The following is a 12,065-nucleotide window of genomic DNA, read 5'->3' on the forward strand; positions in this document are numbered from 1 at the left end:
CTCCCTCTTATTTAATTAGTTCCATTTTTCTGAGAAGTATCATTGTCATTGGTAGTTTATCTCTGTATTTCAAAAGCCAGCCATGCCCTCCCAGTAAAGCATCTAGACTTGTAAGTGACATCGAGTACTGCCCCTGAGATAAAACATCATTTATTAATGATAATGAGATAATATCTCTCTCGCTCCAGTCTACTCTTTTATTTTTATAGCATCGTATTGTTTTAGGAAGACAGGAATTAAGCCAGTCACATTCATGTTTATTTAGCCAATAGAAACTTGCATAACAACTTTCTTTGACTAACTTTCGTGTTATAGAAACGGATTGATTATGTATAAATCTTAATATTTTCTGCTTATGACGCCGTCTTAAAGAATCTTTTTTACATTTTTTACGCCATGAGCATAAACCGTAACAAGATGAAATTACAGAGGATACAGCTCCTTCCGATAATGAGTTTTTCTCAGCTATGGATGCCAGACTAAACCCCCTTACAGCCATAGACTTGATAAGCAATTCAGTGAATATATTAATTTTTGTGTTTCGCTTAAACGCCCTCAGGTATTTTTTATAAATAAGTGTTTTAATGTAACATCTGCTGCGACTAAATTCCTTCCCAAGGTTGCTAACACTAGTATTATTTTCAACTATATGAAAACTGTATTTCTTATGACTTTTAAAGATTTCTTTCTTTTTATTAGTACGACTTCCTGCATACGTTGGCCAGCAAGTATTTAACAAACAATAACAAAGCAAAAGATGCTTTGTGGGATGCTGACAACATTTGTCTTTGAGTATAGGCTCCCAGTAATGATAATCAGTTAGGGATGTTGGTATAATTCCCGATGAACCCTCCCCAAATAACTGGCACTTAGCATAAACATGTGCGTAGAATACATTTTTCTTTAAATTTCCATCCAATGATAATAAATTCAACTTTTTAAGTACATCCATGTAATTGGGGTGTGTAATATCTTTTCTTCTGATTATATTTAGGGACTCATAACAAAACTTAGCAAAATCGAAGTCTATCTCATTGCTAAGTTGTTCTGTATACGAAACAGGAGGCATCAGTCCAATACGTATGTGCGGTGAAGAAGGGACATGGATGCTTTCAAGCGCTACCGGATGCCGATGGCAGGTTGTAACCCCATGAAGCTGATGCGCCAGATGCCAATAAGTAACACCATAATGAAAAGTATCTTCACGAGCGCAAACCGGGCAAAACTTCAATAGTGTGCGCTGCCCTAGTGAAAAATTACTAAGGCGGCACAATCGATTAAGCCTGGCAGGGGTCGTGTTGAAATCCATAATTTCATTACGACTGATTGGTAGTGCCCAGGCAAAAAGAGGGAGTAAAGTCTGTTCATGCCAGAGCTGATCTGCACTTTCGGATGTATGAAGAGAAATAGCCTTTAATCCTGAATTGAGAATTGGATGGACGTTCATATCAGGTTTGTTGAAAATGATCGTTAACAGAGAAGATGGGGACATACCGTACACGGTAGTTGTCCGACAAAACCGGCTGAACAAGGATTCATCAGGCAAAACAGGCAACATTCTCATTTCCCACACCTCTCTTTGACCGTTACGAACTGTTACCTCATTACAATTTATTAAGTGGATCTATATTTATAAGCCCGCAACGCTGAAGAGCATCGTAGGTATTTTTCTTTTCAGCTGTTCTGTTGATAACAAGATCGTGGTCAAGAGACAGTATTTTCTCGTCGAAATTGCGCAAAACCTCGTCTATTTTTCCTACGAATTCCTTGTGCTGTGGCCTGTCTATATCCCCAGGGATCAAAGACTTTAGGGACTTCTCTGCCATGATTTTAGCCGAAGCATCACCCTCATTAGATGCAGAGAGCCATTTAGCTTCCTCATCTTCAGTCGCGGCCCCTGGGAGTGGAGTATCCTTATATTCCTCCGTATGACTCACGAGTACCGGTACAGAGGCCGACAAGACTGCGCCAGTGATGATTTCATTGCCGCTACCGATAACCTTTAATTGTGCCCCCCGATAAATCATCTGAGCCAATCCAATATTGCCTTTAGATAAAATGAATAATTTTTCGTTTAACTCATCATTTAATGGAGTTTCAACATTTGTCCATTGTAATGGCCATAAATAATGAATAAACGATTGCCAGTCTTGTGAATCGTATCTAACATTCTTAATTTTCATGTAACCACCAGACTCTGCCCGCCTGGCAATTCTCATTTTCTTTGTCAGCGTCTCGTCAAAAGGATGATTTCCACAAAAAACCATAGATACCCCCATGGAATCTACAATTTCATGTAAAAAATCAATCAACTTACTCTCACCCCCGGTTCTTGAAAATTTAAGCCTCTGCATTTCATCAATAACAAGGATACCCAAAAATGATGATTTAATTCTTTGTGCAATCTGGCGAGCCAGAGCACCATTTCTAATCTCAGGTGTAGTTCGTTCAATACCAATTGCATCATCTAATTTTTGTAAAATCTCTTCACAAAGGTCTCTCACACTTGAATTGTATGGACAATTAATCTTTACCCATACAATTTGCTTACTGAAGCCGGGAAAAACTCCTTTATAGCTGCTGTGTTCTATAATCTGAGGGAAATGATCCATGACTTGCTCAATCATGGTAGTTTTTCCAGAACCACTCATTCCAACTATCGTAATAGTTTCAGCCTGGGATTTAAAATATCCACTTTCTGGCTCAATATCAGGACGCTCATTTCCATAGTAATGAAGATATTGAATTGTTCCGCTTTTTAAAGGATTACGAGCTGCATAGCTTTCCCTAAGTGCCCGTAAGATCATCTTATAAGCCTGGATAAGATTGGTTTGAGGGCAACGGAATTTCTTTATACGTTCGACATACTGCTCTCTAACATTCGCCGGGGCAGTCCAGCGGATTTTTTCGTCAATTTCGGGGAAATAACTCATTTCCAGAAGTACTTCATCTTCCGTAAGCGCTTCAGGAAGTGCTTCAATTAAGGGATTGCCACGATACTCAGGTAACTCCTGTTCTTTATATATCGCTGAAACGCGCCGTATAAGGTTCATTATTCTGCGTCCTCAGTCTTCTTCTTACCTTTTAACCATCTTTGTTTCTCCTCCCGGCCAGGCAAAAGCAGAACATTACTGGATGAAGGAAGTAGGGGTTCAGATCTTCCATTAGCAACATGAGTTCGCCCTAATGAATCAAGTTCATTTTTCCTGTTCTTTTTAATATCTTTACCATGTACCCGGCGAGATTCGTATATTTCATTTAATCTTTCGTTACCTTTCCTGTTAAATTCATCTTTATTATTGATATTGCTGAGCGAATCCAGAGTAAATAAATTAATTTCTTTTTGAGTATCTACCCAATCAGCCATTACATCTGTATCAAGATGAGCTTTCCCTTTAAATACATCTCTTTTCTTAAGTAGGTAATGTTTTTTGAAAATGCTATTTTTGTCAAATCTTACATATATATAATCTACGCAATTGTCATCTATTCTTGCTTCACAAGTGGTTCTTCCAAATACTCTGACACCTGATGCAATTTCAGGATCACATTCATAAAAAAGATTATTGTACTGAATCCCACCGGCGGTAATGTTAGCGTTCACAGGGATTAACAATCGTGCGATCACTTCGTCGGCCCCAACGGCTCTTGCGCTGAATCTCCCGTGCTTTAAGCTTATCATCCAACTATTTTTTGGTGATATTACGAGATCATTTTCAATCAGTAAGGGATTGATATAAGCCAGTTCCTCATACGTTCTCTGATTATGTGCAAGTATCTCCCGAATCAGTAAAGACGTGACCTCCTGAATCGTTAAACAAGCCCTGGATTGCGGTGTTGGCTCTCCTTTAACAATCTTTCCCCTTCGTGTTGTTCCAATAAGCCTATGAATAACCTCATCATTCAGAATGCCGAAACAGCGTTCAACAATGCTTTTTCTGTCGCCTCTACCGACTGGCGCAAACTCAAGCTTTGTCAGGGGGGTCATCTCTTCCTGAGGTTTAAGACCAATCATCTCCCCGTTGTCACACATCAATGTTAATGGAATGTGAGAACAAGGCCAATCATCATCAGTAATAGAGATTCCAAATAATCTACAATATTCTTTTTTTGGCATAAAGCAATTTGCTAACGCTTGTCGGGCGGCTCGCCATGAAGCATGGTATAAAGAAACATGAAGGCCAACAATCATTCTTGTTGCACGATCCACCACTGTATAAATAGTAGGACGCCCAATGACTTTTCGTCTGTTTAAACTCGAAATAAGATGTACATCAGCGACAGTTGAGTCTATTTCGAAAACATCACCCGGCAAAACAGTTGTATTAGCCACACTACCTAAAAGCGCCCGCATTTTGAGGTCTATTTCTTTTTTCGTGTTCTTCTTATTTATCGAGAAATCTTTAGTGAAGAGTTTTTTATTCCAGTATGAAAATTGTTTTAAAGAAGGAACATATGGAGCTCTATTTTCTAGGTTTGCTGTTTTAATTTCATCCCTAAAATACAAATCAATATGTCTCTCTAATGTTTTCTTTATCGTATCTCCGTTAACTTTATAATGATACGTAATGAGAGATTTTCTAATATTATTTATATCTCTTTCATTAAGAATGAAAACACGTGATCGTTCATTAGGTAATGCTCTGTTTTTTTTGGAATTCCCAAGTTTAATTTCATGTTTGATTCTACTTTTCCCAGCGGCGCCACAGTTCGAGAATGCGGGTAGCAATGCATAAATATCCTGCCCATGTCGCCAATACAACGCCAGAAGCGTTCTGATAGTATATTGTGATATTTTTTTATTTCTGGAGTAATCCATTAAAAGGTGCGACTTTTTATGTAATGCATAGTCGAACAGAAACATTCTGTCATCTACAAGATCTTTAATGATATTGTAATTTTCATCTCGCCTTCCTCTGTCTTTATCTGTTATTTCTTTCTCATCTACTAACATATATGAAGGATATATATAATCTTTACAAGTTATGCTATTTGATTCAATATAATATTTAAACATTGAAAATGAGAAAGGGATTGGCTTACCCGTTCTTTCTGATTTTATTTTAAACAAAATTAACAAATCGACCTTTCTGTCAAAATCCAAAACACGGTAAAGTCCCTCTGCAAGCAAATCAGTGCCTTGAGAGAGCCAGACTGAATTCCTAATAATATCCATTTGCGTTCAGTCCTATATAGTGGTCATTGGAAATTATCTTTATCAGACCGGTTTCGAGTATTGGATATGATAAATCAACATTTATCATTTTTAATCCAATCATTGCCTGCAATAACATCATCGCTTCTTGTGCATCTACCCCAAAGATTGATGAAATCATTGCACGTAGTCCTACTATGGGATAAACATCTGGTTTAAGCTTCCATAGGATTTTATCAAGAGGATATTTATCATAAAATTCAGAACCATCTCTTAATACAGAAGTAGCCCAGCAAATGTTTTTACCGACGACGTTATTGAGTTCCGAGCCAACATAAATTTGAAACTCAACATCAATCAACTGCCAAAACATCCTCTCTATTTCAAGTTTTTGGGCTTCGCGTTCAGGTATGCTCTCGTTATGTTTTACTGCTATAGCTTTGTATCGAAGTCCGCCTTCAGGAGTTCTCAAGGTCAGTAAAAAATCGGTTGTCATAACATTCAGAACTTCGACAGGTACTCCTCTTACTCCCCTCACCATAGGATGTTGAAAATGTAGATGATTTGCTATTTGTTGGGTAAGCCGGAGAGGAAAGAGTGGGAATTGTTCCCGGATATCAATCACCGAGTCATTAAACTCAGCCAGATAGAAAAAGTTACTTTCGACAGAAGAAAGGAGATGATGGTTTCGAAACGTCTTAAGGCCAAAGACTATCGAACGGTTTCCACGGGATTTAACGTCCTGAGCTCTAAGCCAGGGCTGATAACTTTGGCCATAGCCCACTCCTATGCCGTCACCTAGCGCATTTTCATAATCCAAATAGGATTTGAGACGCCTACTCCTAGCCATGATCGTACCCTAAAAACGACATTGATACGTACCTATATGTGCATTTTATAGTCTCCAACCCTATAACTACACATTCAGTAAGTATACAACATTAGCGTCGTTTTTTGAGAATGGTTACAACTTTAGTGCTTTGTGTACAACTTTATTGTCCTCGGACACCGGCAAGATCCTGTGCACATGCCCAGGCGCTGGACCACGCCCACTGGAAGTTATAACCGCCCAGCCAGCCGGTGACGTCCATCACTTCGCCAATAAAGTAAAGACCCGGCACCTTGCGCGCTTCCATGGTACGTGACGACAGTTCGTGGGTGTCTACCCCGCCAAGCGTCACTTCTGCCGTGCGATAGCCTTCAGTGCCGTTCGGCTGTACGCGCCAGTCGGTCAACGTGTCGATCAGCGTCTGCTGGTCGCGCACGTTGAGCTGTTTGAGCGAGACGTCAGGGATCTGCCCGAGCTGTTGCAGGCACTCGACCAGACGCTTCGGCAGCAGCATCGCCAGCGTATTCTTCAGGCTTTGATTCGGATGGGCGCTGCGCTGTTCGTTCAGGACGTCATTCAGACTGACATCTGGCAGTAAATTAATGCTGACAAATTCGCCTGGCTGCCAGAAGCTGGAAATTTGTAAAACCGCAGGACCAGAAAGGCCGCGATGGGTAAAGAGCAGATTTTCACGAAAGACGGTACCGTCCTGCGCGGTGATGACCGACGGAACGGAAACGCCAGACAGCACCTGAAGCTGCTCCAGCAGCGGTTTGTGCAGGGTAAACGGCACCAGCCCGGCGCGGGTTGGCAAAACGTTCAGACCAAACTGTTCGGCAATTTTATAGCCAAACGGTGACGCGCCCAGACCGGGCATCGACAGTCCGCCGGAGGCAATCACCAGCTTTTTCGCACCGACAGTCGCCTCGTTCAGCGCCAGCGTAAAACCGTCGTCATCCTGCGCAACGCTCAGCACTTCACTGCGTAAACGCAGGGTTACATTGCCTTTTTCACATTCCGCCACCAGCATATCGACGATTTGCTGCGCGGAGTCATCGCAAAAAAGTTGCCCGAGCGTTTTTTCATGCCAGGCGATGCCGTGCTTACTGACGAGATCGATAAAATCCCACTGGGTATAGCGCGCCAGCGCAGATTTGCAAAAATGCGGGTTTTGGCTTAAATAAGCCGCTGGCTCAACATAAAGGTTGGTAAAGTTGCAGCGACCCCCACCGGACATGAGGATCTTACGGCCAGGCTTCTTTCCATTATCAATAAGCAGCACCCGACTGCCGGCCTGTCCTGCCTGTGCTGCACAGAACATACCTGCCGCGCCAGCGCCTATAATAATGGCATCAAACCTTTCCACTTTACGTTCCTCTCTGAATTCAGGGCGTGAATTGTAAAGTTATCTCAGTGGTCGCACCAGCGACAAAATCCTTAGGAAGAAGTATTTATATGAAATATATAAGATAATTCTTTATGGGCACTATTGTATTCAGACGTTAAATCAAAAAAAGTCTATATTTCACTTTGCCCGCGCCGCTAAAGTCACTGATAATGCGCCGCGTTCATGTCCTCAAGATGGCGTAACGTCCTATGCTACATTTGTTTGCTGGCCTGGATTTACATACCGGGCTTTTATTATTGCTTGCTCTGGCTTTTGTGCTGTTCTACGAAGCAATCAACGGCTTCCATGATACAGCCAACGCAGTCGCAACCGTGATCTACACCCGTGCGATGCGTTCGCAACTTGCGGTGGTCATGGCTGCGGTGTTCAACTTCTTTGGTGTGCTGCTGGGCGGTCTCAGCGTAGCCTATGCCATCGTGCATATGTTACCGACCGATCTCCTGCTCAACATGGGATCTTCGCATGGACTTGCGATGGTGTTCTCCATGCTGCTCGCCGCGATCATCTGGAACCTGGGTACCTGGTACTTTGGGTTACCCGCCTCCAGTTCCCACACGCTGATCGGCGCGATTATCGGCATCGGTTTAACCAATGCCCTGATGACCGGCACGTCAGTGGTGGACGCACTCAACATCCCGAAAGTCATCGGTATTTTTGCCTCGCTGATCGTCTCGCCCATCGTTGGCCTGGTGGTTGCAGGCGGCCTGATTTTCCTTCTGCGTCGCTACTGGAGCGGGACTAAAAAACGCGCCCGTATTCACCTCACGCCAGCGGAACGTGAAAAGAAAGACGGCAAGAAAAAGCCGCCGTTCTGGACCCGTATCGCCCTGATTCTTTCTGCTATCGGCGTGGCCTTCTCGCATGGCGCGAACGACGGTCAGAAAGGCATTGGTCTGGTCATGCTGGTTCTGATTGGTGTGGCGCCGGCGGGCTTCGTGGTAAATATGAATGCTTCGGGTTATGAAATCACCCGTACCCGTGATGCCATCAACAACGTCGAAATCTACTTCCAGCAGCATCCTGATCTGCTGAAACAGGTGACGGGTGTCGATCAGTTGATTCCGTCTCCGGAACCGGCCGCAACGCAGCCGGCAGAATTCCACTGCCATCCGGCAAACACCCTTAACGCGCTGGATCGCGCGAAGGCGATGTTGTCGAACAATGTGGAAAGCTATGACAAGCTGAGCGTTGAGCAGCGCGGCCAACTGCGTCGCATCATGCTGTGCATTTCCGACACGACCGATAAAGTGACGAAACTGCCGGGCGTGAGCGCTGACGACCAGCGTCTGCTGAAGAAACTGAAAACCGATATGCTGAGCACCATTGAGTATGCGCCAATCTGGATCATCATGGCGGTCGCGCTGGCGCTGGGTATTGGTACCATGATCGGCTGGCGCCGCGTGGCGACCACCATCGGTGAGAAGATTGGTAAAAAAGGCATGACCTATGCTCAGGGGATGTCTGCGCAAATGACGGCAGCTGTCTCTATCGGTCTGGCCAGCTACACCGGGATGCCGGTGTCCACCACCCACGTACTCTCTTCCTCCGTCGCGGGGACGATGGTTGTCGACGGTGGCGGTCTGCAACGTAAAACGGTGACCAGCATTCTGATGGCATGGGTGTTCACATTACCCGCAGCGATTCTGCTGTCTGGTACCCTGTACTGGATCTCGCTGAAGCTGATTTAAGCGCAAAGAGAAAAGAAATTACCGTAGCAAGCGGGTCAGGAAACTGGCCCGCTTTTTTTTGCTCAGTGCCAAATCAACAGGGCAATAAGACTGACCACCACGAGCCCACATAGCGCGCTGGTCAGAATGAACTGACGACGTACCCGCTCACAGCGGCGGATAAACTCATCATCATGATGATCGCGGTAGCGCTGGGCGTAGATATACCACACCAGGCGTACCTGCTTATTGGGTTGGCCGTGCGAGGTGAAAAAGCCGCCCCCATCAACATACTGATAGAGCAAAGGATCGCAACCACGAAGTACCACGAGCAGCGCGCGTAGCGACGAGAAATAGCGCGCCATATTCACAATGCAAACAACACATAATGCCCAGAATAATGCAACGGTGCTTATCATACGACCTCCCCGGCGACCCGCCCACGGAGCTCCGCTCCGGGACTACCGCTCCCCGAAACTTGCCAGACAGTCAATGAAAAAGTACGACTAAAAACCGCTCGTTTTGAGCTTATCATCAGAGCGGCTCTCTAAATAGTGTAGGAGATCAGTTAATTTTTTTGCCAGAAGGTTAATCACTATCAATGCAATTATCTAAATATTTTGTTTAACTATTTGGTAAGCAAGGCGGATTGACGGATTATCCAGGTCGCTATACTGTAAGGATAGTCTCTACAATTCACTTCATCGCGGCTGAGCTAGCCCCGCGTAGACATATCGCACAGTTCGCAGGACGCGAGTGACGCAAGGTAGAAAAATCGCTAGCTGGCTGGTCATCGACAACTTTATGGAAGGAGTAATACTATGGCTTACAAACATATTCTCATCGCGGTTGATCTTTCTCCGGAAAGCAAAGTTCTGGTAGAAAAAGCCGTCTCTATGGCACGGCCGTACAACGCAAAAGTTTCCCTTATCCACGTTGATGTGAACTACTCTGACCTGTATACCGGCCTGATCGACGTCAATCTGGGCGACATGCAAAAACGCATTTCTGAAGAAACTCACCACGCACTGACCGAACTGTCCACCAACGCAGGCTATCCGATTACCGAAACCCTGAGCGGCAGCGGCGATCTGGGTCAGGTGCTGGTTGACGCCATCAAGAAATACGACATGGACCTGGTCGTTTGCGGTCATCACCAGGACTTCTGGAGCAAACTGATGTCCTCCGCGCGCCAGCTGATCAACACTGTTCACGTCGATATGCTGATTGTTCCGCTACGCGACGAAGAAGAATAAAACATCGCTAACCGGGTTATCCGGTCATGTCAGAGCGCCCGCCTTTGCGGGCGTTTTTGTTTCTGTCCTCTCCACTAACGATCAGTACAACCTCCCACCCCTCCAATCATAATTAGTGTGATCAACTGATTAGAACGGAATCAATCTGTATAATACTCTACGCTACCGGCTAATGGCCGCAGTCTATAACAGAGTCAGACTTTTTCGGCGCGTTTCGTATTACGCGTTCATACTTTTCGGGATGGCATTGAAAGGCGAAGCAATATGAATACATCTGCACCAACGGGTTTGCTGCAGCAACCCCGCCCGTTCTTCATGATCTTTTTTGTCGAGTTATGGGAACGATTTGGCTATTACGGCGTTCAGGGTATCCTGGCGGTTTTCTTTGTTAAGCAACTGGGATTCTCACAAGAGCAGGCGTTTATCACCTTCGGTGCCTTTGCCGCACTGGTCTACGGTCTGATCTCGATTGGGGGGTACGTTGGCGACCACCTGCTCGGCACCAAACGTACGCTGGTGCTGGGCGCGGTTGTGCTGGCGCTTGGTTACTTCATGACGGGAATGTCGCTGCTCAAACCGGACCTTATTTTTATCGCGCTTGGGACGATTGCCGTCGGCAACGGTCTGTTTAAAGCGAACCCGGCAAGCCTGCTCTCCAAATGCTATCCGCCAAAAGATCCACGTCTGGATGGCGCATTCACACTGTTCTACATGTCGATAAACATCGGTTCGCTGCTGTCGCTGTCGCTGGCGCCGGTGATCGCAGATAAGTTTGGTTATGCCGTCACCTATAACCTGTGCGGAGCGGGGCTGATTGTCGCGCTGCTGGTCTATTTCGCCTGCCGCGGTATGGTGAAAGATATCGGTTCCGAGCCAGACCATCTGCCGATGAGCTTCCGCAATCTGCTGTATGTCCTGATCGGCACTGTGGCGATGGTCTTCCTCTGCGCCTGGCTGATGCACAACGTGAAAATCGCCAACCTGGTGCTGATTGTTCTGTCGATTGCGGTGACCATTATCTTCTTCCGTCAGGCTTTCAGACTGGATAAAACCGGGCGCAACAAGATGTTTGTGGCGTTTATCCTGATGCTCGAAGCGGTACTGTTTTACATTCTGTATGCGCAGATGCCGACATCACTGAATTTCTTTGCCATCAATAACGTTCACCATGAGATCCTCGGTTTCACTATTAACCCGGTGAGCTTTCAGGCACTGAACCCGTTCTGGGTGGTGGTTGCCAGCCCGGTGCTGGCGGCGATCTACACGCGTCTGGGTAGCAAAGGCAAAGACCTGACGATGCCGATGAAGTTTACCCTCGGGATGTTCCTGTGCTCGCTGGGCTTTCTGACCGCCGCAGCGGCAGGCATGTGGTTTGCCGATGCGCAGGGACAGACGTCACCGTGGTTTATCGTACTGGTTTATCTGTTCCAGAGCCTCGGCGAGTTGCTGATTAGCGCGCTGGGGCTGGCGATGGTCGCGGCATTGGTTCCGCAGCATCTGATGGGCTTTATTCTTGGGATGTGGTTCCTGACGCAGGCTGCTGCGTTCCTGCTGGGGGGTTACGTCGCGACCTTTACTGCCGTTCCGGAGAACATCACCGATCCGCTGCAGACATTGCCGATCTATACCGGCGTGTTCAGTAAAATCGGGCTGGTGACGCTGGCTGTCACCGTCGTGATGGCGCTGATGGTGCCGTGGCTGAACCGGATGATTAATACACCGGATACCGCGCAATAATCGTGATTGCCGG

Annotated in this window: 9 protein-coding genes; 3 read left to right on the forward strand and 6 right to left on the reverse strand. The window is 45.6% G+C overall.

Going from position 1 to position 12,065, the window contains the following annotated elements:
* Positions 1-7: 7 nt before the first annotated feature.
* The 5 genes from C2U53_RS08370 to C2U53_RS08390 all read right to left on the reverse strand — a co-directional run bounded on the left by C2U53_RS08370 (position 8) and on the right by C2U53_RS08390 (position 7,350).
* Positions 8-1,564, reverse strand: a complete 1,557-nt coding sequence (locus C2U53_RS08370) for a TnsD family Tn7-like transposition protein (protein WP_104445793.1) — start codon at positions 1,562-1,564, stop codon at positions 8-10.
* 40 nt (positions 1,565-1,604) lie between these two features.
* The gene (locus tag C2U53_RS08375; RefSeq protein ID WP_001049180.1) at positions 1,605-3,053 is read right to left on the reverse strand and encodes an ATP-binding protein; all 1,449 of its coding nucleotides are present in this window, start codon (positions 3,051-3,053) and stop codon (positions 1,605-1,607) included.
* The gene (locus tag C2U53_RS08380) at positions 3,053-5,176 is read right to left on the reverse strand and encodes a transposase (RefSeq protein WP_000351433.1); all 2,124 of its coding nucleotides are present in this window, start codon (positions 5,174-5,176) and stop codon (positions 3,053-3,055) included. Before C2U53_RS08380 ends, C2U53_RS08375 begins: the two co-directional genes overlap by 1 nt.
* Complete coding sequence (locus C2U53_RS08385) at positions 5,163-6,005, reverse strand: TnsA endonuclease N-terminal domain-containing protein (RefSeq protein WP_104445794.1); 843 nt, start codon at positions 6,003-6,005, stop codon at positions 5,163-5,165. Before C2U53_RS08385 ends, C2U53_RS08380 begins: the two co-directional genes overlap by 14 nt.
* Positions 6,006-6,147: 142 nt before the next feature.
* Positions 6,148-7,350 carry an NAD(P)/FAD-dependent oxidoreductase gene (locus tag C2U53_RS08390; protein WP_104445795.1) on the reverse strand — a complete coding sequence of 401 codons (1,203 nt, stop codon included), beginning with the start codon at positions 7,348-7,350 and terminating at the stop codon, positions 6,148-6,150.
* Between the two features lie 230 nt (positions 7,351-7,580).
* Here C2U53_RS08390 and pitA point away from each other — a divergent pair, with 230 nt between their 5' ends.
* Entirely contained in the window at positions 7,581-9,080 is a 1,500-nt protein-coding gene (pitA, locus tag C2U53_RS08395) for an inorganic phosphate transporter PitA (RefSeq protein ID WP_042998523.1), read from the forward strand.
* A gap of 62 nt (positions 9,081-9,142) precedes the next feature.
* Here pitA and uspB read toward each other — a convergent pair whose 3' ends face one another.
* Complete coding sequence (gene uspB, locus C2U53_RS08400) at positions 9,143-9,478, reverse strand: universal stress protein UspB (RefSeq protein WP_042998524.1); 336 nt, start codon at positions 9,476-9,478, stop codon at positions 9,143-9,145.
* Positions 9,479-9,880: 402 nt separating this feature from the next.
* Here uspB and uspA point away from each other — a divergent pair, with 402 nt between their 5' ends.
* On the forward strand, positions 9,881-10,315 hold the full coding sequence (gene uspA / locus C2U53_RS08405; protein ID WP_000323571.1) for a universal stress protein UspA: 435 nt from the start codon (positions 9,881-9,883) through the stop codon (positions 10,313-10,315).
* Between the two features lie 264 nt (positions 10,316-10,579).
* Complete coding sequence (gene dtpB / locus C2U53_RS08410; RefSeq protein WP_044267264.1) at positions 10,580-12,052, forward strand: dipeptide/tripeptide permease DtpB; 1,473 nt, start codon at positions 10,580-10,582, stop codon at positions 12,050-12,052.
* Positions 12,053-12,065 lie beyond the last annotated feature (13 nt).

The organism is Citrobacter sp. CFNIH10 (assembly GCF_002934585.1).
Lineage (GTDB): Bacteria > Pseudomonadota > Gammaproteobacteria > Enterobacterales > Enterobacteriaceae > Citrobacter_A > Citrobacter_A amalonaticus.

Bases quoted from the DNA above. Each gene is read 5' to 3' on its own strand.
- C2U53_RS08385 (WP_104445794.1), bottom strand. From the start codon at position 6,005: ATGGCTAGGAGTAGGCGTCTCAAATCCTATTTGGATTATGAAAATGCG.
- C2U53_RS08380 (WP_000351433.1), bottom strand. From the start codon at position 5,176: ATGGATATTATTAGGAATTCAGTCTGGCTCTCTCAAGGCACTGATTTG.
- dtpB (WP_044267264.1), top strand. From the start codon at position 10,580: ATGAATACATCTGCACCAACGGGTTTGCTGCAGCAACCCCGCCCGTTC.
- pitA (WP_042998523.1), top strand. From the start codon at position 7,581: ATGCTACATTTGTTTGCTGGCCTGGATTTACATACCGGGCTTTTATTA.
- C2U53_RS08370 (WP_104445793.1), bottom strand. From the start codon at position 1,564: ATGAGAATGTTGCCTGTTTTGCCTGATGAATCCTTGTTCAGCCGGTTT.
- uspA (WP_000323571.1), top strand. From the start codon at position 9,881: ATGGCTTACAAACATATTCTCATCGCGGTTGATCTTTCTCCGGAAAGC.
- C2U53_RS08375 (WP_001049180.1), bottom strand. From the start codon at position 3,053: ATGAACCTTATACGGCGCGTTTCAGCGATATATAAAGAACAGGAGTTA.
- uspB (WP_042998524.1), bottom strand. From the start codon at position 9,478: ATGATAAGCACCGTTGCATTATTCTGGGCATTATGTGTTGTTTGCATT.